The organism is Bacillus paramycoides (assembly GCF_001884235.1).
Classification (GTDB): Bacteria; Bacillota; Bacilli; order Bacillales; family Bacillaceae_G; genus Bacillus_A; species Bacillus_A paramycoides.
In genome coordinates this window covers 33558-58350 of sequence record NZ_MAOI01000029.1, presented here as the reverse complement: position 1 = coordinate 58350, position 24793 = coordinate 33558, and the positions used below count along the sequence as shown (strand labels likewise).

Here is a 24793-nt window from a genome sequence, read left to right as displayed (position 1 = left end):
TAGTTGGGACCTTGTCCCTGTGAGAGTAGGACGTCGCCAAGCAACTAAAGCACGAGTCTTTTGACTCGTGTTTTTTTGTGTTTTCTTTTATAATTCATAGTAATTTAAAAAATCTTTACTTAAAGAATCACTCTTTTGATTAAAGATTGAGAAATGTGGCTAGGATAGTGAATAAGCAAAAGAGTTGCAAATTTTTTTAATACGTATATAATTAAAGTCAAAGATAGTCAAAGTCAATAAAGGTGGCGGATAAATGAGAAATATATCTGATATCATTGAGAAATATCTAAAGCAAGTTATTGACTTAAGCAATAATAATGTGATTGAAATCAAGAGGAATGAGATCGCAGATCGATTCGATTGTGTGCCATCTCAAATCAACTATGTAATCAATACCCGTTTTACGTTAGAAAGAGGATTCGTAGTAGAAAGTAAACGAGGTGGAGGAGGTTACATTCGCATTATAAAAGTCAAACTGCATGACGATATAGACATTATTGATCAAATGCTTCATATGATTGATCATAGCGTTGCACAAGGAAATGCAGAAAGCATGATTATACGTTTAATAGAAGAGGGTATTATAACAAATCGTGAAGCTAAACTTATGTTAAGCGTACTAGATCGTTCTGTATTATTAATGGATGTTCCTTCTCGAGATGAACTTAGGGCTCGAATATTATGCGCAATGTTAAGAACACTGAAATATAAATAAATATAACTTTTGTTACGAATGATAACTAAGATAGTGCAGTTTAATATTGTAGAGATTTTGAAAGATAACATGTACTTTTATTAAATGGATTAAGGAAAGAGAACAATCTAGTAATGTATGAAAAGTATCATGAGATAGATCGTTCCTGTTGTAAAGGTGGGGATAGCGATGACTTGTCAAAACTGTAATATAAGACCAGCAACTTTACATTATACAAAAGTAATCAACGAGAAAAAGGCGGAAGTTCATCTTTGTGAGCAGTGTGCAGAACAAAGTGGCTATACGTCTTTCTTTCAATCACCGCAGTCTAATTTTTCGTTTCACGATTTATTAGCTGGATTATTACATGGTGAATCAGCAACGTTTGAAGAAGGACAGAATACATTTTCAAATGCAAGTATATTAAGATGCCCAAATTGTAAGATGACATATGAACAGTTTACAAAAGTGGGACGCTTTGGGTGTGCATCTTGTTATGACACCTTTAAGGAACATTTAAAGCCACTATTAAAACGTCTTCATGGTGGGCATACAGATCATTGTGGAAAAATTCCAGAACGTATAGAAGGAAATATCTACTTAAAGAAAGAATTAGATGAACTAAAACTCAATCTGAAACAATATGTACAGAAAGAGGAATTTGAGAAAGCAGCTGAAATACGAGATAAAATTCGAGCTCTTGAAAATCAGCTTAGTGAGCATAGAGAGGGGGAATAGTTCTATGTCACTGGACAGAATTATGAATGAAGCGATTAGTCCATGGATGAAGGGGGATGGCCCTGATTCTGATATTGTTTTAAGTAGTCGAATTCGTTTGGCTCGTAATTTAAAAAAATATCAATTCTCTACTATGCAAAACGAGGAAGAAGCTAAACAGATTCATGAATTATTTAAGAAGAAGTTTATAAATAAACCGGTAGAACCTTTTGGAGAGTTTGAACTATTAAAAATGAATGAATTAAATCCTCTTCAAAGGAGAGTTTTAGTTGAGAAGCATTTAATTAGTCCAAATCTTGCAGGAACAGAATACGGAGCATGCCTACTATCAGAAAGTGAACATATAAGTATCATGCTTAATGAAGAAGATCATGTTAGGATTCAGTGCCTATTTTCAGGTCTGCAGTTATCAGAGGCGCTTCAAAGTGCCAATCAAATAGATAATTGGATCGAGGAAGAGGTTGAATATGCTTTTGATGAATCGCTTGGATATATTACGAGTTGTCCGACTAACGTCGGTACAGGATTAAGGGCTTCGGTAATGATTCATTTACCGGGACTGGTTTTAACGAAAAGAATTAACCGTATTATACAAGTAATTCAAAAATTAGGGCTAGTAGTAAGAGGAATATACGGTGAAGGTAGCGAAGCGTTAGGTAATATATTTCAAGTGTCAAATCAAATGACACTAGGAAAATCAGAAGAAGATATTATTGCAGATTTAAAGAGTGTCATCCAACAAATCATACAACAAGAAAAAATGGCTAGAGAATTAATTGTACAAAATTCAAGTATTGAGCTTGAAGATAAAGTATATCGTTCTTACGGCATACTAGCTAACAGTCGTTTAATTCAATCTGCGGAAGCAGCCACTTGCTTATCAGATGTACGACTTGGTATTGACCTAGGATATATACAAGGTATATCGAGAAATATTTTGACTGAATTAATGGTTCTTACTCAGCCAGGCATTTTGCAACAATATGCAGGAGGACCTTTAGGACCAGAAGAAAGAGATTATCGAAGAGCAACCTTAATCCGTGAGCGATTACGAATTGAACAAAATTAAGCGCAAGTAGGAGGCGATTTCTATGATGTTTGGAAGATTTACAGAACGAGCACAGAAAGTATTAGCTTTATCTCAAGAGGAAGCAATTCGCATTGGGCATAATAATATTGGAACAGAACATATTTTACTTGGGCTTGTACGCGAAGGTGAAGGAATTGCAGCAAAAGCGTTAATTGCTCTTGGATTAAGTCCAGAGAAAGTTCAAAAAGAGGTAGAAGCATTAATTGGACGTGGAACGGAAGCTTCTCAAACAGTGCATTACACACCTCGTGCTAAAAAAGTTATTGAGTTGTCTATGGACGAAGCTCGTAAATTGGGCCATTCCTACGTTGGAACAGAACATATTTTACTTGGTTTAATCCGTGAAGGTGAAGGTGTAGCAGCACGTGTTTTAAATAATTTAGGTGTAAGCCTAAATAAAGCAAGACAACAAGTGTTACAACTCCTTGGAAGTAATGAAGCTAGTTCAGGTCATCAAGGTGGTTCATCAACAAATGCGAATACACCTACACTTGACAGTTTAGCACGTGATTTAACAGTTGTTGCACGTGAAAGCAGACTAGATCCTGTTATTGGACGTAGTAAAGAAATTCAACGCGTAATTGAAGTGTTAAGTCGTAGAACAAAAAACAATCCAGTATTAATTGGAGAGCCTGGTGTAGGTAAAACGGCAATTGCAGAAGGGTTAGCGCAACAAATTGTAAATAATGAAGTTCCTGAAACGTTAAGAGATAAGCGTGTTATGACATTAGATATGGGTACAGTTGTTGCTGGTACAAAATATCGTGGTGAATTTGAGGATCGTTTAAAGAAAGTGATGGATGAGATTCGCCAAGCTGGTAATATTATTCTATTTATTGATGAGCTTCATACGTTAATTGGTGCAGGAGGGGCGGAAGGTGCAATTGATGCATCGAATATTTTAAAACCATCTTTAGCACGTGGTGAATTACAATGTATTGGTGCAACAACTTTAGATGAGTATCGCAAATATATTGAAAAAGATGCGGCATTAGAAAGACGTTTCCAACCAATTCATGTTGATGAACCAAACTTAGAAGAATCAATTCAAATTTTAAAAGGTTTGCGTGACCGTTATGAGGCGCATCACCGCGTATCTATTACAGACGATGCAATCGATGCGGCTGTAAAACTTTCAGATCGTTACATTACAGATCGTTTCTTACCTGATAAAGCAATCGATTTAATTGATGAGGCTGCATCAAAAGTGCGCTTACGTTCTTATACAACACCGCCAAACTTAAAAGAGCTTGAAGTGAAGCTTGAGGAAATTCGAAAAGAAAAAGATGCAGCTGTACAAAGCCAAGAATTTGAAAAAGCTGCTTCCTTACGTGATATGGAACAACGTTTACGTGAAAAGTTAGAAGATACAAAGCGTCAGTGGAAAGAGCAACAAGGAAAAGAAAATTCAGAAGTAACAGTAGAAGATATTGCAAATGTCGTTTCCACATGGACACGTATTCCGGTTTCTAAACTTGCACAAACAGAGACGGATAAATTATTAAACTTAGAATCAATTTTACACGATCGTTTAATTGGGCAGGAAGAAGCAGTCGTAGCTGTAGCAAAAGCTGTTCGTCGTGCGAGAGCGGGATTAAAAGATCCGAAACGCCCGATTGGCTCATTTATTTTCTTAGGGCCGACTGGTGTAGGTAAAACGGAACTAGCAAGGGCATTAGCGGAATCTATGTTCGGTGATGAGGATGCAATGATCCGCATCGATATGTCTGAGTACATGGAAAAGCATTCTACTTCTCGTTTAGTTGGATCTCCTCCAGGATATGTTGGATATGAAGAAGGTGGACAATTAACAGAGAAAGTTCGTCGTAAGCCATATTCAGTTGTCTTATTAGATGAAGTAGAGAAAGCTCATCCTGATGTGTTTAATATTTTATTACAAGTATTAGAAGACGGCCGTTTAACAGATTCTAAAGGGCGTACAGTTGATTTCCGTAATACAATTGTTATTATGACGTCTAATGTTGGTGCAGAGGCATTAAAACGTAATAAACATCTTGGATTTAACGTACAAGATGAGAGCCGTGATTATTCGGATATGAAAGGTAAAGTAATGGATGAATTGAAAAAAGCATTTCGTCCAGAATTCTTAAACCGTATCGATGAAATTATCGTGTTCCATATGCTTGAGAAAAAACATATTCAAGAAATTGTAACACTTATGGTAAATCAGTTAGTGAATCGCTTAAAAGAACAAGAAATTGAATTGCACTTAACAGAAGGAGCAATTTCAGCAATTGCTGATAAAGGATTTGATCGTGAGTACGGTGCTCGTCCGCTTCGTAGAGCAATTCAGAAACATGTAGAAGATAGACTATCAGAAGAGCTTTTAAAAGGTGCTATTGAGAAAGGACAAAAAGTTATCTTTGATGTAGAAGGAGAATCATTTGTCATTCATAGTGCGGAAAAGGTAAAATAAGTATAGACAAACAAAGAGGGCTACGTGATAGCCCTCTTTCTTGTACGAGAAGGATAAACGTTTATAGATGAAAGTGAAGTGAACTATAAAAAGATATGGCTAAAAAGAAAACAAAATTTACATGTCAAGAATGTGGTTATCAGTCACCAAAATATATGGGAAAATGTCCTGGATGTGGTCAATGGAATACGCTTGTTGAAGAGATGGAACCAGTTGTATCATCAAGGCGCCTTAATTATGCAAATGCAATTCAATCAGAAGTAACAAAACCAAGACGCCTAACAGAAGTAGAAACAAAGTCTGAGGCGCGTATTGAAACGAAATTTCAGGAGTTTAACCGTGTACTTGGTGGAGGCATTGTAGATGGATCTTTAGTACTCATTGGTGGAGACCCTGGGATTGGGAAATCGACATTGCTATTACAGATTTCATCGCAATTAGCAGATTCTTCATATGATGTATTATATATATCGGGTGAGGAGTCGGCAAAGCAGATAAAACTTCGTGCAGATCGTTTGCATGTAAAGGGTAGTAATTTATTCGTTGTATCAGAGACTGACTTACAACGAATTGCAGCACATATTGAAGAGATGAATCCAGCCTTTGTTGTTATTGACTCTATTCAAACGATACATTTACCCGAAGTGACGTCAGCTCCTGGAAGTGTGGCACAAGTACGTGAATGTACAGCAGAACTAATGAAACTTGCAAAGACAAAGGGGATCCCTATTTTTATCGTCGGGCATGTGACAAAAGAGGGTGCAATTGCAGGGCCGCGTATGTTAGAACATATGGTTGATGCAGTTCTTTACTTTGAAGGAGATCGCCACCATACATATCGTATTTTGCGGGCTGTTAAGAACCGTTTTGGTTCCACGAATGAAATGGGTATCTTTGAAATGAAGGAACTTGGTCTTGCGGAAGTCTTAAACCCTTCTGAAATTTTCCTTGAGGAAAGGCCGGTTGGAGTCGCAGGATCCACAGTGGTTGCTTCAATGGAAGGAACAAGACCGGTTTTAGTAGAAATACAAGCATTAATCTCCCCTACTAGTTTTGGAAATCCTCGAAGAATGGCGACGGGAATTGATCATAACCGCGTTTCACTTATTATGGCAGTACTAGAAAAAAGAACAGGTTTATTGTTGCAAAATCAAGATGCGTATTTAAAAGTCGCAGGTGGTTTGAAATTAGATGAACCAGCAATTGATTTAGCTGTCGCATTAAGTATCGCTTCAAGTTTCAAGGATAAATCTACTGCACCAACTGATGCGGTAATAGGAGAAGTAGGACTAACTGGAGAAATAAGAAGAGTATCAAGAATTGAACAACGTGTACAAGAAGCAGCGAAATTAGGATTTCAACGTGCTATTATTCCTAGAAAAAATTTAGGGGGATGGACAATTCCGGATGGGATTGAGGTAGTGGGTGTTTCTAATTTAGGAGAAGCGCTTCGTTTGACATTAGGAGGCTAGGCTATGGAGGAAAACAAGCAACGTGTCAAAAGTATGATTAACATTCTACAGCTCGTTGCCCCAGGAACACCACTGCGCGAAGGGATAGATAACGTACTTCGTGCGCAAACAGGGGGACTAATTGTTCTTGGGTATAATGAGCAGATTAAAAGTATTGTTGATGGAGGGTTTCACATTAATTGTGCATTCTCACCTGCTAGTTTATATGAATTAGCAAAAATGGATGGGGCACTTATTTTAAATGAAACTGGGAGTAAAATTTTAATTGCAAATGCACAATTAGTTCCAGAGTCAGCCATTGATTCTATTGAAACGGGTATGCGCCACCGAACGGCAGAGCGTGTAGCCAAGCAGACGGGCAGCCTTGTTGTGGCTATTTCACAAAGACGTAACGTAATTACACTATATCAAGGGAGCTTACGTTATACACTAAAGGATATAGGTGTTATTTTAACGAAGGCAAATCAAGCTATTCAAACGTTAGAAAAATATAAAGCTGTATGGAATGATGGTATTACGAATTTGGGCATTCTAGAATTTGAAGAGGTCGTTACAATGTCCGAGGTCGTTCATGTTTTACATAGTGTTGAAATGGTACTGCGTATTAAAAATGAAATATTGAGCTATATTCATGAGTTAGGAACAGAAGGAAGGTTAATTCGTTTACAGCTTACAGAATTACTAGCCGACTTAGAAGCAGAGGCAGCGTTATTAATTAAAGACTATTATCAAGAAAAAACGCAAGATCACCATCAAATTTTGAAAAAGTTACAAGATCTTGCAAATACACAACTTCTAGAGGATAGCGATTTAGTTAAATTGCTTGGCTATCCAGGACAAACAAGCTTAGAAGCAAGCGTGACACCAAGAGGATACCGAATCACAAGTAAAATTTCTCGTGTTCCGCCACTTATCATTGAAAATTTAATTAATCGATTTAAAACGTTACAAGGTGTCTGTCGTGCAACTATTAATGAATTGGACGATGTGGAAGGAATTGGAGAAGTCAGGGCGAAGAAAATACGAGAAGGTTTAAAAAGAATTCAAGAGCATCTCTACATGAGTAGACACAATTAAGAATATTACATTGATTCCATAATATAACGACACTAGAACACTTTTGGTATATGATATGGTATATTGGTAAATAAAACTATTTACAAAAAAACACATCCGCTTTTGCATTCGGCGTTTTGATTAGCGAAACAATGGTTAATAATGAGTAGGAGGTGGTTGGATGTTAAAACGGATCGTACAGCTCTTCTTTTTAGTAATCGGGGGAGCATTAGGGATTTTCTTTATCCCAAAAGTTATTAATGTATTGGACATCGGTGCTGTTCCATGGCTCGAGGGATCGTATGTTCGTGCGATTATTGGTGCAATTATTTTATTTTTAACAACATTTTGGCTTGTAGATTATATTGTCCAACTTATTAAGCATATCGAAGAAGCCCTTGTAAAGGCACCTGTAGCAGATGTTTTATTTGGTACATTAGGATTGATCTCTGGTCTTATTGTTGCATATTTAATTTTAATACCAATTCGTGAATTCACGATTCCAGTCATTAGTACAGTATTACAAGTGTTCTTTACCCTTTTACTTGGTTATTTAGGATTCCAAGTAGGGTTTAAAAAGAGAAATGAATTGTTAGGATTATTTACATTACCCCAACGCGGAGGTAAGAAGAAAAACAATAGTGAGAACGAAGAGGCAGAGGTAGAAAAATCTACAGTTCATTGGAAAATTCTCGATACGAGTGTAATTATTGATGGACGTATTGCTGATATTTGCCAAACGAAGTTTTTAGAAGGAACAATTGTGATTCCACAATTCGTATTAGAAGAGCTACAGCATATTGCCGATTCTTCTGATGCGTTAAAGCGTAATCGTGGCCGAAGAGGATTAGACATTTTAAATCGTATTCAAAAAGAGATGCCAATTCCGGTAGAGATTTATGAAGGCGATTTTGAGGATATCCAAGAAGTGGATAGCAAGCTTGTAAAGTTAGCGAAAGTCACTGGTGGAACTGTTGTAACAAATGATTTCAACTTAAACAAAGTTTCTGAATTACAAGGAGTAACAGTGTTAAACATTAACGATTTAGCAAATGCAATTAAACCAGTTGTACTCCCTGGCGAAGAACTAAGTGTTTATGTTGTGAAAGATGGTAAAGAGCAAAATCAAGGTGTTGCATACTTAGATGATGGCACGATGATTGTAGTAGAAGATGGTAGAGAATATGTTGGTTCGCAACTCAATGTACTTGTTACGAGTGTGTTGCAAACATCAGCTGGTCGTATGATTTTCGCAAAACGTAAATTATTAGAAAAAGCATTATAAGTAGAGGATTATTAATATGTATACATTAATTATTCCAGCAGCGGGTCAAGGAAAACGAATGGGTGCTGGCAAAAATAAGTTGTTCTTACTTATAAATGAAGTACCGATCATTGTACATACATTACGTGCTTTTGAAAAAGATAAAGCGTGTAAAAGTATTATTATGGCAATTAACGAAGAGGAACGTCCATATTTTGAGGAGTTAATGCAGAAGTACCCGGTTGAAAAACAGGTGCAATTTATTCAGGGCGGAGCTGAAAGACAAGATAGCGTATATAATGCGCTTCATCATGTGAGCGGAGTTGGATATGTTCTTGTACACGATGGTGCGCGCCCGTTCGTAACGAATAAAATGGTTCAAGATGTATTAACTTCGGCAGAAAAACATGGTGCTTCCATTTGTGCGGTACCAGTGAAGGATACAGTTAAGAAAGTAGAACAGAATGTTGTTGTTGAAACGATAGAACGTTCTCTGCTTAAAGCTGTTCAAACACCGCAAGGATTCTCTGTTCCTCTTTTATTAGAAGCTCATAGAAGTGCAAAACAGAGTTGTTTCCTTGGTACAGATGATGCAAGTCTCGTAGAACGTATCGGAAAGCAAGTAGGTGTAGTAGATGGGAGTTACTATAATATTAAAGTGACAACCCCAGAGGATTTATTAATTGCTGAAAGTTTCCTTCATGTTCAGAAGAAATAGAAGTGATGGTATCATAGTAAAGAAAAGCTCGGCAACGGCCGGGCTTTTCTTTATAGGGATAGCGATATAATATAGAGGCATAAAGCTCAGTAGTTTAGCTTGAGGAGGATGTAAAGAATGTTTCGAATTGGACAAGGTTTTGATGTACATGAATTTGCGGAAGGTAGACCGTTAATTATCGGTGGAATTACAATTCCTCATGAGAAAGGATTAATTGGTCACTCGGATGCTGACGTATTGTTACATACGATTGCTGACGCATGTTTAGGAGCAATTGCAGCAGGGGATATTGGCAAGCATTTTCCTGATACCGATCCTGCCTTTAAAGATGCAGATTCAGCTGTATTGTTACAAAAAGTTTGGGAATTTGTGCGTGAACAAGGTTACGAGCTAGGGAACCTTGATTGTACAATTATTGCACAAAAACCAAAAATGGCACCGCATATTGAAAGCATGCGTAAACGTATTAGTGAACTATTAGAAACGTCTATTGATAATATTAATGTAAAGGCAACAACAACAGAAAAATTAGGATTTACAGGTAGAGAAGAAGGAATTGCTTCTCAAGCGGTTGTTTTATTACAGAAAAAATAATGGTTTTTAATTCGTAAGATGGATAATCACGTTTTTTTGGTGTACAATTATAGAATGTGTTGACATTAAGATTGGAAGGTGTACCAATTATGGAAAAGCAAGTGAGAGTGCGCTATGCGCCAAGTCCAACAGGACACTTACATATCGGAAATGCGCGTACGGCATTATTTAATTATTTATTTGCTCGTCATCAAGATGGTAAGTTTATTATTCGTATTGAAGATACTGATGTAAAACGTAATGTTGCTGGTGGAGAAGAAAGCCAATTAAAATACTTGAAATGGCTCGGTATGGACTGGGATGAAGGTGTTGATGTTGGTGGTGAATTTGGACCATATCGTCAAACAGAGCGTTTAGATATTTATAAAAAACTATATGAAGATTTATTAGAGCGTGGTTTAGCTTACAAATGTTATATGACAGAAGAAGAGCTAGAAGCAGAGCGTGAAGGTCAAATCGCTCGTGGTGAAACACCGCGTTATGCAGGAAATCACCGTGATTTAACTGAGGAGAAAATGAAAGGTTTTGAGGCTGAAGGCCGCATTCCAAGTATTCGCTTCCGTGTACCGGCTGATCGCGACTACACGTTTAAAGATATCGTAAAAGACGAAGTTGCATTCCATTCAAATGATTTTGGCGATTTCGTTATCGTGAAAAAAGATGGAATTCCAACTTATAACTTTGCGGTAGCAGTAGATGATCACTTGATGGAAATTACACACGTACTTCGTGGTGATGATCATATTTCAAATACGCCAAAACAAATGATGATTTATGAAGCTTTCGGTTGGGATATCCCGCAATTCGGTCATATGACTTTAATTGTAAACGAAAGTCGTAAAAAGCTAAGTAAGCGTGACGAATCTATTATTCAATTTATTGAGCAATATAAAGAGCTTGGATATCTTCCAGAAGCAATCTTTAACTTTATTGCATTACTAGGTTGGTCACCAGTAGGTGAAGAAGAAATCTTCTCTCAAGATGAGTTTATCAAAATGTTTGATGCAGCTCGTTTATCAAAATCACCTGCATTATTTGATTCTCAAAAACTAAAATGGATGAACAACCAATATATGAAAAAACAAGATTTAGATACGGTTGTTGAACTAAGCTTACCGCATTTAGTGAAAGCGGGTCGCGTAGGTGAAAACTTAAGTGAGCAAGAACAAGCTTGGGTTCGTGATGTAATTGCTTTATATCATGACCAAATGAGCTTTGGAGCTGAAATTGTAGAGCTTTCTGAAATGTTCTTTAAAGATCATGTTGATCATGAAGAAGAGGGACAAGAAGTATTGAAAGGTGAACAAGTACCTGAAGTACTTCGTACATTTGCCGATCAATTAGAAGCTCTAGAAGCAATGGAGCCAGCAGCAGTTAAGGCGGCTATTAAAGCAGTTCAAAAGGAAACAGGACATAAAGGTAAAAATCTATTTATGCCAATCCGTGTTGCTACTACTGGACAAACACATGGTCCAGAGCTTCCTAACGCTATTGCTCTTCTTGGAAAAGAAAAAGTTTTAAATCGTATTCAAAAAGTAATTGGTTAACATTTTCTAGGTTTAGAAATATAATAAGTATACCTAAAACCTAATAAGGAAAAGCGACGAGAAGGAGAAGTAGAAAATCAGGCTTTTTACAGAGAGAACCACCTTTAGGCTGGAAGTGGTTTATAAGCGGATTTTTGAAATGCCCCTTCGAGTCTTCTGTTGAACGGCGAAGTATTTCGTGGAACGTCTTAGGGCGCAAAGTAAACAGAAGCGGTGTAAACCGTTATCATGGATGAGTTTGAGGCTTTCTTTAGCCTAAACAGAGTGGAACCGCGCTTATAAGGCGTCTCTGTCAATATGACAGAGGCGTCTTTTTTTATACCATGTAAATGGGTAGGAGTATAAGTTTTATCTTCTTGTATAAAGATTTAGGGGGATAAGTGGGGAGTTAAGGGAAGTTAGTTTACTCGAAAAAAGCAGCCCATAAAGGGGAGGGAACATCGATGTTTAAGAGGCTTCGGGAAGATATTGAAGTCGTTTTTGAACAGGATCCAGCGGCACGAAGTTATTTCGAAGTCATTTTAACTTACTCTGGATTACATGCAGTTTGGGCCCATCGAATTGCACATGCTTTTTACAAAAGGAATTTTTTCTTTCTTGCACGCTTTGTTTCACAAGTGAGTCGCTTTTTTACGGGCATTGAGATTCATCCAGGAGCAACTATTGGTCGGCACTTTTTCATCGATCATGGAATGGGAGTTGTAATTGGAGAAACGTGTGAAATTGGTGATAATGTAACGATTTATCAAGGAGTTACATTAGGTGGTACAGGAAAAGAAAAAGGAAAGAGGCACCCTACAATTCAGGATAATGTATTAATTGCAACGGGTGCTAAAGTCCTTGGTTCTATTACTGTGGGAGAGAATTCTAAAATCGGAGCAGGATCGGTCGTATTAAAAGAAGTTCCTGCACATTCTACAGTTGTAGGTATACCAGGCCGAGTCGTAATTCAAAATGGAGTAAAGATTGGTCAAGAGTTAAATCATTCCGATCTTCCGGATCCAATTTTTGATAAATTAAAGGCTATGGAAGTGGAGCTTGATAAATTAAAGAAACAACTGGAAGTAAAGGTAGAAAGGAAGGATAAAAATGACTATTCACATTTATAATACGTTAACACGTCAAAAAGAAGAGTTTATTCCATTAGAAGAAAATAAGGTAAAGATGTATGTGTGCGGACCTACAGTTTATAACTATATTCATATTGGGAATGCAAGACCACCTATGGTATTTGATACAGTACGCCGTTACTTAGAATATAAGGGATATGACGTGCAGTATGTATCTAACTTTACTGATGTGGATGATAAGTTAATTAAGGCGGCAAATGAATTGGGTGAAGATGTACCGACGATTGCAGACCGTTTCGTTGAAGCGTACTTTGAAGATGTAACGGCGCTAGGTTGCAAACATGCAACGGTTCATCCGCGTGTAACGGAAAATATGGATATTATTATTGAATTTATTCAAGAACTTGTGAATAAGGGATACGCATATGAATCAGAAGGTGATGTGTACTTTAGAACGAAAGAGTTCGAAGGTTACGGTAAACTATCGCATCAACCAATCGCAGATTTACGTCACGGTGCACGTATTGAAGTAGGAGAAAAGAAACAAGACATTCTTGACTTTGCTTTATGGAAAGCTGCGAAAGAAGGGGAAATCTTCTGGGAAAGCCCTTGGGGGAAAGGACGCCCAGGATGGCATATTGAATGCTCAGCAATGGCGCGTAAATATTTAGGGGATACAATTGACATTCATGCTGGTGGTCAAGATTTAGCGTTTCCTCATCATGAAAATGAAATTGCGCAGTCCGAGGCGTTGACTGGAAAAACATTTGCACGATATTGGATGCATAATGGATATATTAATATTAATAACGAGAAGATGTCTAAGTCACTTGGAAACTTCATTTTAGTGCACGACATCATTAAGCAATATGATCCACAGTTAATTAGATTCTTTATGTTATCGGTACATTACCGTCACCCAATTAACTTTAGTGAAGAGTTATTACAAAGTACGAATAATGGGCTAGAAAGAATTAAAACAGCTTACGGTAATTTAAAGCATCGTATGGAAAGTAGTACAGATTTAACAGATCATAATGAGAAATGGTTAGCTGAAATGGAAAAATTCCAGGTTGCATTTGAAGAAGCAATGGACGATGATTTCAATACAGCTAATGCGATTACTGAATTATATAATGTAGCAAATCATGCAAATCAATATTTGTTAGAAGAACATACTTCTAAAGTTGTAATTGAAGCATACGTAAAACAACTTGAAATATTATTTGATATTTTAGGATTAGAATTAGCGCAAGAAGAGTTGCTTGATGAAGAAATTGAAGCACTTATCCAAAAGCGTATTGAAGCTCGTAAAAATCGCGATTTCGCATTATCCGATCAAATTCGCGATGATTTAAAAGAACGTAATATTATTTTAGAAGATACCGCTCAAGGTACAAGATGGAAAAGAGGATAAAAATGATTGATGCAAAGCAATTAAACAGCTTAGCGTTAGCATATATGGGTGATGCGGTATATGAACAATATATCCGCTATCACCTCCTTCAAAAGGGAAAAGTTCGCCCTAATCAATTACATCGCTTAGGGACGAGCTTTGTTTCGGCAAAAGCACAGGCAAAAGTTGTTTATCATTTATTAGAGACGGCATTTTTGACAGAGGAAGAAGAGGCGGTATTAAGAAGAGGGCGTAATGCAAATTCAGGTACCGTTCCAAAAAATACGGATGTACAAACATATCGACATAGTACAGCCTTTGAAGCACTAATCGGTTATCATCACTTATTAAATAATCGTGAAAGATTAGACGAAATTGTATATAAGGCAATTGCTGTTTTAGAAGAAAAGGAAGGGGGCACATCATCATGAGTAGTGAATATATTATCGGACGTAACCCTGTAATTGAAGCGTTACGATCAGGGAGAGATATTAATAAAATTTGGATCGCAGAAGGTGCTGCCAAAGGGCAAATACAGATTGTACTAGCATTAGCGAAAGAAAATAAAATTATTTTACAACATGCACCGAAGAAGAAGTTAGATCAATTAGTTGAGGGTAATCATCAAGGCGTAATTGCTCAAGTGGCTGCATATCAATATGCTGAGTTAGAAGATTTATTCAAAGTAGCAGAAAAGCGTAATGAAGATCCGTTCTTCTTAATTTTAGATGAAATTGAAGATCCACATAACCTAGGTTCTATTATGCGTACCGCTGATGCAACAGGAGCTCATGGAATTATTATTCCGAAAAGAAGAGCGGTGGGACTTACAGCATCAGTTGCGAAAGCATCGACTGGAGCAATTGAATATATTCCTGTTGCGCGCGTAACAAATTTATCTCGTACAATTGATGAGTTAAAAGAGCGTGGACTTTGGATTGCTGGTACAGATGCTAAAGGGAAAACGGATTACCGTCATTTAGATGGTAAAATGCCAATCGGATTAGTAATCGGTAGTGAAGGAAAAGGTATGAGTCGTATTATTGGTGAAAAGTGTGATTTCTTAATTACTTTACCGATGGTTGGTAAAGTTACATCCTTAAATGCTTCAGTAGCCGCAAGTTTGTTAATGTATGAGGTATATCGTAAACGTCACGAAATTGGTAAATAAAAAATGAACGATATTTTAATCGTTGACGGTTACAACATTATCGGAGCTTGGGGAGACTTGAAAAAACTGCGGGATGTAGATTTACAATCATCAAGAGACGCGCTTATTGATAAGATGGCGGATTATCAAGGTTATACAGGCACAAAAGTAATGATTGTCTTTGATGCCTATACAGTCCATGGTATTGAAAAGAAGATGAAACAATCGCGGGTGGAAGTAATATTCACGAGAAAAAATCAAACTGCAGATGAAAAGATAGAACAACTTACGATTGAACTTAGAAGTATAAATACACAAATATACGTTGCAACTTCAGATTATACGGAGCAATGGGTTGTATTTGCGCAAGGTGCACTTCGGAAATCTGCGCGTGAATTAGAGTTAGAAGTGCAAGCGATGGAGCAGCAAGTAAGAAGGCGTACAAAAGACACGAAAGACAAGCAACCCGCCATGAGAAAGATATTTAGTAAAGATATTACAGAAAAATTAGAAAAATTAAGAAGAGGAGAGCGTTGAAGCATTGACGCTCTTTATCTTTTTACTGTATAATATTGCTAAATATATAGCGGTCGGAGGGATCAAGGTGGAAGCAGGCTTCGTAAGTGTAGGCGACGTTACATTTCGTGATTTAGAGGATGAGGCAATCGTTGAGTTAGTTCGAAAGGGTAATACTGACGCTCTAGAATATTTAATTCACAAATATAAGAACTTTGTTCGTGCGAAATCAAGATCTTATTTCTTAGTGGGTGCCGATCGAGAAGATATTGTTCAAGAAGGTATGATTGGATTGTTTAAGGCGATTCGTGATTATAAAGAGGACAAGCTGTCTTCGTTCAAAGCATTTGCTGAACTGTGTATCACTCGACAAATTATTACCGCTATTAAAACAGCAACAAGGCAAAAACATATTCCATTAAATTCGTATGTGTCATTAGATAAACCGATTTACGATGAGGAATCTGATCGAACGCTATTAGATGTTATTTCGGAAGCAAAGGTGACTGATCCTGAAGAAATGATTATTAGTCAGGAAGAATATACAGACATAGAATCTAAAATATCTGAATTATTAAGCGATTTAGAAAGGAAAGTACTTTCTTTATACTTAGATGGCCGTTCCTATCAAGAGATTTCAGAACAGTTAAACAGACATGTGAAATCTATTGATAACGCATTACAGCGTGTGAAAAGGAAATTGGAAAGATATATGGAGATGAGAGAGAGTACAACTTTAAATTCGTAGTAAATACCGCAGGTGTAAAATAATTCACCTGTTTTCTTTTTGTAGAGAGAGTGGAAGTCATGACATTGACATTATCTTTTGTTGTATGATACATTTTTAGGGACATAATGTTACAAGGTTGGTGTAACTAATGAGGAAAAAAGTTGTACTCTCATGTGAAGAGTGTAAAAATCGAAACTACTCTACGATGAAAGATACGAGCTCAGTAGAGCGACTTGAGATAAAGAAGTTTTGTAAAACATGCAATAAGCATACAGTTCACAAGGAAACAAAATAAATAATTGAAATAATACACTGGAGGTCCCGCAGATGCGTTTAACGAACTTTTTCGGCGATGTAGGTCGCGAAATGAAAAAAGTAAGTTGGCCTAAAAAAGATGAATTACTCCGCTCAACAGCGACTGTTATCGCTACAGTTGTCTTCTTTGCGATTTTCTTCGCAGTAGTTGATATGGGCATTTCTTCTTTAATTCGGTTAATTCTTGGTTAATTCTTGAATAAGAAGCACTTATCCATGATATAATGTTATTTATAAGAACTGTGTAAAAGCCCGGTGAACGGGTTTTTTCATTTGCGCAAAAAAATGTACGTCAGGGAGGGAAGGACGCTCGTCCTAAATGAATGGAAAAAAGTTGGTATGTTGTCCATACTTATTCTGGATATGAAAATAAAGTAAAAGCAAACCTAGAGAAACGTGTAGAATCAATGGGTATGCAAGATAAAATTTTCCGTGTTGTTGTCCCGGAAGAAGTAGAAGTAGAAATGAAAAACGGTAAAGAAAAATTAATGAAAAGAAAAGTGTTCCCAGGTTACGTATTAGTAGAACTAATCATGACTGATGACTCTTGGTATGTTGTTCGTAATACACCGGGTGTAACAGGTTTTGTCGGTTCTTCGGGTTCTGGATCTAAACCATCTCCTCTATTAGAAGAGGAAGTTGTTACCATCATGAAGCATATGGGAATGGACAACGAAGTGGTTGATTTCGACTTTGAACTTCATGAGACAGTACGTGTAAATGAAGGACCATTCGCAGATTATACAGGTGCTATTGAAGAAATTGATGTGGAGAAGAAGAAAGTTAGTGTGCTTGTAGACATGTTTGGTCGCGAGACTCCAGTTGAACTTGACTTCCATCAAATTGAAAAATTATAAAATGAAACTTGAAATGAATTGTAAAAAGTGATAATATCTTTTAAGTCAGTACGTCTTCGTTATCGGAGACGTTTTTTGAAAGATTTTATCGTTACAGATAAAATATGACGTGGGAGGGCAAATCACTGTCCAATTGACCACATCACGGACTTAAGGAGGTGTGTCTCGTGGCTAAAAAGGTAATTAAAATGGTAAAACTTCAAATTCCTGCAGGTAAAGCTAACCCAGCTCCACCAGTTGGTCCAGCATTAGGACAAGCAGGTGTTAACATCATGGGCTTCTGTAAAGAGTTCAACGCTCGTACAGCTGATCAAGCTGGTCTTATCATCCCTGTTGAAATTACGGTATTTGAGGACCGTTCATTCACTTTCATTACTAAAACTCCTCCTGCTGCTGTTCTTCTTAAGAAAGTAGCTGGTATCGAGTCTGGTTCTGGTGAACCAAACCGTAATAAAGTGGCAACTGTTAAGCGTGATAAAGTACGCGAAATCGCTGAAACTAAAATGCCTGACCTAAACGCTGCTAGCGTAGAAGCTGCAATGCGTATGGTTGAAGGTACTGCACGCAGTATGGGCATCGTTATCGAAGACTAATTCGATTTGTTTTTAAAAAAAGGTTGCGGGTCTGGAATTCCAATTCGCAACCTTTATTATCGTAAATGATTATCGTTTTTTAAATAAAAGGATGGCGCGCATCCTCAGGTTATCCCTGGAAAAAAGGCGTAAACGTGGGAGGTTATTCCGCTAAAACCACATTCGAGGAGGAAATAAAAATGGCTAAAAGAGGTAAAAAGTACGTAGAAGCTGCGAAGCTTGTTGATCGTGCAGCTGCTTACTCTGCAACAGAAGCAGTAGAATTAGTAAAGAAAACAAACACAGCTAAATTTGATGCAACTGTAGAAGCTGCATTCCGTTTAGGTGTTGACCCTAAGAAAGCTGACCAACAAATTCGTGGTGCAGTTGTTCTTCCGCACGGTACTGGTAAAGTGCAACGTGTATTAGTATTCGCTAAAGGCGAAAAAGCAAAAGAAGCTGAAGCTGCTGGCGCTGAATTCGTAGGCGATACTGATTACATCGGTAAAATCCAACAAGGTTGGTTCGATTTCGATGTAGTAGTAGCAACTCCTGACATGATGGGTGAAGTTGGTAAACTTGGTCGCGTATTAGGACCTAAAGGTTTAATGCCAAACCCTAAAACTGGAACGGTTACTTTCGATGTAACTAAGGCTGTTAACGAAATCAAAGCTGGTAAAGTTGAATACCGCGTTGATAAAGCTGGTAACATCCACGTTCCAATCGGTAAAGTATCTTTCGAAGATGCTAAACTAGTAGAAAACTTCAAAACAATTGCTGACACGCTACAAAAAGCTAAGCCAGCTGCTGCAAAAGGTACTTACATGAAGAACGCAACTGTTGCTTCTACAATGGGACCTGGCGTACGCGTAGATGTTTCTACACTTGCGTAAAAATTGGAAGTTGACTTCATAAAGAAGTTTTAATATAATCATTTATGTTGTGAATTTAAATAGTGTACCGTAGACAGTAGGTGTCGATTCGACTTAATTTCCTACCTAGGTGTTAATATACGAAGCGGAATCTTTTTTCTGTGACTATATGCCTCCATGTCTACAAGTTGGGCATGGAGGTTTTTAGTGCACTTTCGGTACATCTTCTATATAATCTACAGGAGGTGTAATAACATGAGCAAAGTAATCGAAACTAAACAACAAGTTGTAACTGAAATCGCTGAAAAACTTCGCGCGAGTAAATCTACAATCGTTGTTGACTACCGTGGTTTAACAGTTTCTGAAGCAACAGAATTACGTAAAAACTTACGTGAAGCTGGCGTTGAGTTCAAAGTTTACAAAAACTCTTTAACTCGTCGTGCTGCAGAGTCTGCTGAAATGGCTGAGTTAAACGAATTCTTAACAGGACCAAACGCAATCGCGTTCAGTAACGAGGATGTAGTTGCTCCTGCGAAAGTATTAAACGACTTCGCTACAAAACATGAAGCTTTAGAAATTAAAGCTGGTGTAATCGAAGGTAAACTTGTAACACTTGATGAGGTTAAAGCTATTGCTACTCTTCCATCACGTGAAGGCTTACTTTCTATGCTTCTTAGCGTTCTTCAAGCTCCAATCCGTAACCTTGCACTTGCTACTAAAGCAGTTGCAGATCAAAAGGAAGAGCAAGGCGCTTAATTTTTTAAAAGATAATTACTTGTTATCTATAAAACAATACAAACCTATTTAAGGGAGGATATTTACAATGACTAAAGAACAAATCATTGAAGCAGTTAAATCTATGACTGTATTAGAACTTAACGACTTAGTAAAAGCTATCGAGGAAGAATTCGGCGTAACTGCTGCTGCTCCTGTAGCTGTAGCTGGTGGCGCTGGTGAAGCTGCTGCTGAGAAAACTGAGTTTGACGTAGTACTTGCAAGTGCTGGCGCTCAAAAAATCAAAGTTATCAAAGCTGTACGTGAAATCACTGGTCTTGGCTTAAAAGAAGCTAAAGAATTAGTTGACAACACTCCAAAAGCAATCAAAGAAGGCGTTTCTAAAGAGGAAGCTGAAGAAATGAAAGCTAAACTTGAAGAAGTTGGCGCTGCTGTAGAAGTTAAGTAATTAACTTTTGATGCTCTAAAAAAGCTCGCTCTCATGCGAGCTTTTTTTTTAACTGTAAAGAAAAGAGGTGGCCATATGGCAGACCATTATTTTTCTAACGACCCTACGAGTAAAAGTGATCGTAAACGATGGGAATTTACACTTCGTGGATCTCAATTCACTTTTGTATCTGACCATGGGGTGTTCTCGAAAAACGAGGTGGACTTTGGTTCCCGTCTTTTAATTGAAGCGTTTCAAATGCCAGATATTAAAGGTGATATATTAGATGTAGGTTGTGGATACGGTCCGATTGGTTTGTCGTTAGCGAAAGAGTTTCAAGGTTGTGACGTTCACATGGTGGATGTAAACGAAAGAGCACTTGGGCTTGCAAAAGAAAATGCCGCTAATAACAGAATCGAGAATGTACGTATTTTTCAAAGTAGCGTCTATGAAAATGTAGATGGCAAGTATGCTGCTATTCTATCTAATCCTCCAATTCGTGCGGGTAAAGATACCGTGCATGAGATTTTAGAAAAGGCTGTGGAGTATTTAGTTCCAGGTGGAGAGCTGTGGATTGTTATTCAAAAGAAGCAAGGTGCACCATCTGCACTGAAAAAACTAGAGGAAGTATTTTCTGAAGTTGAAGTTGTAGAAAAGAAAAAAGGATATTATATCATAAAATCAAAAAAACGTTGACGGTTATTTTTGGCTATGTTAACATTATACAATGCCAATATATGATTTTCTGCGTTGAGAAAGATGTATATTTTTGTTTCTCTTGGAAAAGATAGTAAAATCAGCAGATTATGAAACAGAATGATGGTTTTCTTATAGAAGCCATTTTTCTTTTTGAGCAGGTAGAAAGACTCAACGTATCTATCTTTAAGAGAAAAAGACTACGCTATTAGCAGTAGTTGTATTTATTTGTGATTTTGCACAAATTTTTTGTGCATTTATAATACTCATGATTTGAGGGGTGAAGCAGTTGACAGGTCAACTAGTTCAATACGGACGCCACCGCCAACGAAGAAGTTATGCCCGTATTAGTGAAGTATTAGAGTTACCAAATCTTATCGAAATTCAAACCTCTTCTTATCAGTGGTTTCTTGATGAGGGTTTGCGAGAAATGTTCCAAGACATTTCTCCGATTGAAGACTTTACGGGAAATCTATCGCTTGAATTTATCGACTACAGCTTAGGTGAACCTAAATACTCTGTAGACGAATGCAAAGAGCGTGATGTGACGTATGCAGCACCACTTCGTGTAAAAGTGCGTCTAATCAACAAGGAAACTGGTGAAGTAAAAGAACAAGATGTGTTCATGGGAGATTTCCCACTCATGACAGAGACTGGAACATTCGTAATTAACGGTGCAGAACGTGTTATCGTTTCCCAGTTAGTTCGCTCTCCAAGCGTATACTATAGTGGCAAAGTGGATAAAAACGGAAAACGTGGTTTTACTGCTACTGTAATTCCAAACCGCGGAGCTTGGTTAGAGTATGAAACAGATGCTAAGGATGTTGTATATGTGCGTATTGACCGTACGCGTAAACTTCCTGTAACTGTTTTGTTACGCGCATTAGGGTTTGGCTCTGATCAAGAAATCACCGAGCTTTTAGGTGATAACGAATACTTAAGCAACACATTAGAAAAAGACAATACAGATAGCACAGAAAAAGCATTGCTTGAAATTTATGAGCGTCTACGTCCTGGTGAACCACCAACAGTAGAAAATGCAAAGAGCTTACTTGTGTCTCGTTTCTTCGATCCAAAGCGCTACGATTTAGCAAATGTAGGTCGCTATAAGATCAACAAAAAGTTACACATGAAAAACAGATTGTTTAACCAACGTTTAGCTGAAACATTAGTGGATCCAGAAACTGGTGAAATTTTAGCGGCGGAAGGAACAGTCTTAGATCGTCGTACACTGGATCGCATTTTACCTTACTTAGAGAAAAACATTGGATTCAAAACAGCGAAACCAATGGGTGGAGTGGTAGAAGGCGATGTTGAGCTGCAATCTATTAAGATTTATGCTCCAGAATCAGAAGGCGAACGTACTATTAACGTAATTGGGAATGCAAATATTACTCGTGATGTAAAACACATCACACCAGGTGATATTCTTGCTTCTATTAGTTACTTCTTCAACTTACTATACAAAGTAGGGGATACAGATGATATCGACCATTTAGGAAATCGTCGTCTGCGTTCTGTAGGAGAACTATTACAAAACCAATTCCGTATCGGTCTTTCTCGTATGGAACGTGTTGTTCGTGAGAGAATGTCGATTCAAGATACAAATGCAATTACACCACAGGCATTAATCAATATTCGTCCTGTTATTGCATCTATTAAAGAGTTCTTCGGAAGTTCTCAGTTATCTCAGTTCATGGATCAAACAAACCCATTAGCAGAGTTAACTCACAAACGAAGACTATCTGCATTAGGACCTGGTGGTTTAACGCGTGAGCGCGCAGGCTTTGAAGTGCGTGACGTTCACTACTCTCACTACGGTCGTATGTGTCCAATTGAAACACCAGAGGGACCAAACATCGGTTTGATTAACTCATTATCTTCGTTCGCGAAAGTAAATGAGTTTGGTTTCATTGAAACACCATACCGTCGTGTTGACCCAGAAACTGGTCTTGTAACAGGGCATGTTGATTATTTAACAGCAGATGAAGAAGATAATTATGTTGTAGCCCAAGCGAATATGAAATTATCTGCAGAAGGGGAATTCCTTGATGAAGATATCGTAGCTCGTTTCCGTGGTGAAAACATTGTCACAAATAAAGAACGCATCGACTACATGGATGTATCTCCAAAACAAGTAGTGTCGGCAGCGACAGCTTGTATTCCGTTCTTAGAAAACGATGACTCTAACCGCGCACTTATGGGAGCGAACATGCAACGTCAGGCGGTTCCGTTAATGAATCCGGAATCTCCGATTGTAGGTACTGGTATGGAGTACGTATCAGCAAAAGACTCAGGTGCTGCAGTAATCTGTAAACACCCTGGTGTTGTTGAACGCGTAGAAGCACGTGAAGTTTGGGTACGTCGCTATGTAGAAGTTGACGGTCAAACAGTAAAAGGCGACTTAGATCGCTACAAAATGCAGAAATTCATTCGTTCTAACCAAGGAACTTGCTACAACCAACGTCCAATCGTAAGTGTTGGAAATCAAGTTGTGAAAGGTGAAATTCTTGCGGATGGTCCTTCTATGGAATTAGGTGAACTAGCACTTGGACGTAACGTGCTTGTTGGCTTCATGACATGGGACGGTTATAACTACGAGGATGCGATCATTATGAGTGAGCGCCTTGTAAAAGATGATGTGTACACTTCTATTCATATTGAAGAATATGAGTCAGAAGCTCGTGATACGAAGCTTGGACCAGAAGAAATTACACGTGATATCCCGAATGTTGGGGAAGATGCACTACGCAACCTTGACGAGCGCGGTATCATTCGCGTTGGTGCGGAAGTAAAAGATGGAGATCTACTTGTTGGTAAAGTAACACCTAAAGGTGTAACAGAATTAACAGCTGAAGAACGTCTATTACACGCTATCTTTGGAGAAAAAGCACGTGAAGTACGTGATACATCACTACGTGTACCACACGGTGGTGGCGGTATTATCTTAGACGTAAAAGTGTTCAACCGTGAAGATGGCGATGAATTGCCACCAGGCGTGAATCAACTTGTACGTGCATATATCGTTCAAAAACGTAAAATTTCTGAAGGTGACAAGATGGCCGGACGTCACGGTAACAAAGGTGTTATCTCTCGTATTTTACCAGAAGAAGATATGCCTTACTTACCAGACGGTACGCCAATCGATATCATGTTAAACCCATTAGGGGTACCATCTCGTATGAATATCGGTCAGGTATTAGAGCTTCATCTTGGTATGGCGGCAAGATACCTTGGCATTCACATTGCAACACCAGTATTTGATGGTGCTCGTGAGGAAGATGTATGGGGCACAATCGAAGAAGCTGGTATGGCAAATGACGCGAAAACAATCCTGTATGACGGACGTACTGGTGAGCCATTCGATAACCGCGTATCTGTTGGTGTCATGTATATGATCAAACTTGCGCACATGGTTGACGATAAACTTCATGCTCGTTCTACTGGACCATACTCACTTGTAACGCAGCAACCTCTTGGAGGTAAAGCTCAGTTCGGTGGACAGCGTTTCGGTGAGATGGAGGTTTGGGCACTTGAAGCTTACGGTGCTGCTTATACTCTTCAAGAAATCTTAACAGTGAAGTCTGATGATGTTGTTGGACGTGTTAAGACGTATGAAGCAATTGTTAAAGGCGAAAATGTTCCAGAACCAGGCGTTCCTGAATCATTCAAAGTATTGATTAAAGAACTGCAAAGTTTAGGTATGGACGTTAAAATGATGTCTAGCGACGATACAGAAATTGAAATGCGTGATACGGAAGATGACGACGATCATCAATCAGCAGATAAATTGAATGTTGAAGTTGAGACAACTAAGGAATAATTGGGATAACCTGTAGACTAAAAG

The 24793-nt window shown here is 38.0% G+C and carries 25 protein-coding genes and 2 other annotated features; all 25 genes read left to right on the top strand.

The features are described from left to right. The first annotated feature begins 253 nt into the window (after positions 1–253). The 25 genes from ctsR (at position 254) to rpoB (ending at position 24769) form a co-directional block, all read left to right on the top strand. On the top strand, positions 254–715 hold the full coding sequence (ctsR, locus tag BAU28_RS04910; RefSeq protein WP_002115277.1) for a transcriptional regulator CtsR: 462 nt from the start codon (positions 254–256) through the stop codon (positions 713–715). 168 nt (positions 716–883) lie between these two features. After that, positions 884–1432 carry a protein-arginine kinase activator protein McsA gene (locus BAU28_RS04905; RefSeq protein WP_071717893.1) on the top strand — a complete coding sequence of 183 codons (549 nt, stop codon included), beginning with the start codon at positions 884–886 and terminating at the stop codon, positions 1430–1432. Positions 1433–1436: 4 nt separating this feature from the next. Then, complete coding sequence (locus BAU28_RS04900) at positions 1437–2501, top strand: protein-arginine kinase McsB (protein WP_048374310.1); 1065 nt, start codon at positions 1437–1439, stop codon at positions 2499–2501. 22 nt (positions 2502–2523) lie between these two features. Continuing rightward, positions 2524–4959 carry an ATP-dependent protease ATP-binding subunit ClpC gene (clpC, locus tag BAU28_RS04895; RefSeq protein WP_025149637.1) on the top strand — a complete coding sequence of 812 codons (2436 nt, stop codon included), beginning with the start codon at positions 2524–2526 and terminating at the stop codon, positions 4957–4959. Between the two features lie 95 nt (positions 4960–5054). After that, positions 5055–6431: a DNA repair protein RadA gene (gene radA, locus BAU28_RS04890; protein WP_071717892.1), complete on the top strand. Its 1377-nt coding sequence runs from the start codon at positions 5055–5057 to the stop codon at positions 6429–6431. Positions 6432–6434: 3 nt separating this feature from the next. After that, positions 6435–7508: a DNA integrity scanning diadenylate cyclase DisA gene (gene disA / locus BAU28_RS04885; RefSeq protein ID WP_025149635.1), complete on the top strand. Its 1074-nt coding sequence runs from the start codon at positions 6435–6437 to the stop codon at positions 7506–7508. A 160-nt stretch (positions 7509–7668) separates the two neighbouring features. Next, a complete protein-coding gene (locus tag BAU28_RS04880) occupies positions 7669–8772 on the top strand; it encodes a PIN/TRAM domain-containing protein (RefSeq protein ID WP_071717891.1) in 1104 nt (367 codons plus the stop codon). Positions 8773–8788: 16 nt separating this feature from the next. Then, entirely contained in the window at positions 8789–9469 is a 681-nt protein-coding gene (gene ispD / locus BAU28_RS04875) for a 2-C-methyl-D-erythritol 4-phosphate cytidylyltransferase (protein WP_071717890.1), read from the top strand. Between the two features lie 117 nt (positions 9470–9586). Further along, a complete protein-coding gene (gene ispF, locus BAU28_RS04870; protein WP_000488386.1) occupies positions 9587–10063 on the top strand; it encodes a 2-C-methyl-D-erythritol 2,4-cyclodiphosphate synthase in 477 nt (158 codons plus the stop codon). An 89-nt stretch (positions 10064–10152) separates the two neighbouring features. Beyond that, positions 10153–11610, top strand: a complete 1458-nt coding sequence (gene gltX / locus BAU28_RS04865; protein ID WP_071717889.1) for a glutamate--tRNA ligase — start codon at positions 10153–10155, stop codon at positions 11608–11610. A gap of 47 nt (positions 11611–11657) precedes the next feature. Next, positions 11658–11904 (top strand) — a binding site (T-box leader). 149 nt (positions 11905–12053) lie between these two features. Further along, entirely contained in the window at positions 12054–12719 is a 666-nt protein-coding gene (gene cysE, locus BAU28_RS04860) for a serine O-acetyltransferase (protein WP_071717888.1), read from the top strand. Beyond that, the gene (gene cysS, locus BAU28_RS04855) at positions 12700–14097 is read left to right on the top strand and encodes a cysteine--tRNA ligase (RefSeq protein ID WP_002175439.1); all 1398 of its coding nucleotides are present in this window, start codon (positions 12700–12702) and stop codon (positions 14095–14097) included. Before cysE ends, cysS begins: the two co-directional genes overlap by 20 nt. 2 nt (positions 14098–14099) lie before the next feature. Further along, a complete protein-coding gene (locus tag BAU28_RS04850) occupies positions 14100–14507 on the top strand; it encodes a Mini-ribonuclease 3 (protein WP_000564261.1) in 408 nt (135 codons plus the stop codon). Continuing rightward, positions 14504–15247, top strand: coding sequence for a 23S rRNA (guanosine(2251)-2'-O)-methyltransferase RlmB (gene rlmB / locus BAU28_RS04845; RefSeq protein WP_071717887.1), 744 nt, complete (start codon positions 14504–14506; stop codon positions 15245–15247). Before BAU28_RS04850 ends, rlmB begins: the two co-directional genes overlap by 4 nt. Positions 15248–15250: 3 nt before the next feature. Then, positions 15251–15763 carry an NYN domain-containing protein gene (locus BAU28_RS04840; RefSeq protein WP_071717886.1) on the top strand — a complete coding sequence of 171 codons (513 nt, stop codon included), beginning with the start codon at positions 15251–15253 and terminating at the stop codon, positions 15761–15763. Between the two features lie 67 nt (positions 15764–15830). Beyond that, positions 15831–16490 carry an RNA polymerase factor sigma-70 gene (locus BAU28_RS04835; protein ID WP_000387198.1) on the top strand — a complete coding sequence of 220 codons (660 nt, stop codon included), beginning with the start codon at positions 15831–15833 and terminating at the stop codon, positions 16488–16490. Positions 16491–16620: 130 nt separating this feature from the next. Next, a complete protein-coding gene (gene rpmG / locus BAU28_RS04830; protein WP_012260172.1) occupies positions 16621–16767 on the top strand; it encodes a 50S ribosomal protein L33 in 147 nt (48 codons plus the stop codon). A gap of 32 nt (positions 16768–16799) precedes the next feature. After that, complete coding sequence (gene secE / locus BAU28_RS04825; RefSeq protein ID WP_001241321.1) at positions 16800–16979, top strand: preprotein translocase subunit SecE; 180 nt, start codon at positions 16800–16802, stop codon at positions 16977–16979. Positions 16980–17110: 131 nt separating this feature from the next. After that, the gene (nusG, locus tag BAU28_RS04820) at positions 17111–17644 is read left to right on the top strand and encodes a transcription termination/antitermination protein NusG (protein WP_000415794.1); all 534 of its coding nucleotides are present in this window, start codon (positions 17111–17113) and stop codon (positions 17642–17644) included. Between the two features lie 167 nt (positions 17645–17811). Next, positions 17812–18237: a 50S ribosomal protein L11 gene (rplK, locus tag BAU28_RS04815; protein ID WP_001085872.1), complete on the top strand. Its 426-nt coding sequence runs from the start codon at positions 17812–17814 to the stop codon at positions 18235–18237. Between the two features lie 179 nt (positions 18238–18416). After that, positions 18417–19109: a 50S ribosomal protein L1 gene (rplA, locus tag BAU28_RS04810; protein ID WP_002175435.1), complete on the top strand. Its 693-nt coding sequence runs from the start codon at positions 18417–18419 to the stop codon at positions 19107–19109. A 49-nt stretch (positions 19110–19158) separates the two neighbouring features. Continuing rightward, positions 19159–19304 (top strand) — a sequence feature (ribosomal protein L10 leader region). Between the two features lie 39 nt (positions 19305–19343). Further along, entirely contained in the window at positions 19344–19844 is a 501-nt protein-coding gene (gene rplJ / locus BAU28_RS04805; RefSeq protein WP_048374302.1) for a 50S ribosomal protein L10, read from the top strand. 67 nt (positions 19845–19911) lie between these two features. Further along, positions 19912–20271, top strand: coding sequence for a 50S ribosomal protein L7/L12 (rplL, locus tag BAU28_RS04800; protein WP_000159737.1), 360 nt, complete (start codon positions 19912–19914; stop codon positions 20269–20271). 75 nt (positions 20272–20346) lie between these two features. Next, complete coding sequence (locus BAU28_RS04795) at positions 20347–20946, top strand: class I SAM-dependent methyltransferase (protein WP_025149629.1); 600 nt, start codon at positions 20347–20349, stop codon at positions 20944–20946. A 289-nt stretch (positions 20947–21235) separates the two neighbouring features. Further along, on the top strand, positions 21236–24769 hold the full coding sequence (gene rpoB, locus BAU28_RS04790; protein WP_025149628.1) for a DNA-directed RNA polymerase subunit beta: 3534 nt from the start codon (positions 21236–21238) through the stop codon (positions 24767–24769). The last annotated feature ends 24 nt before the right edge of the window (positions 24770–24793 follow it).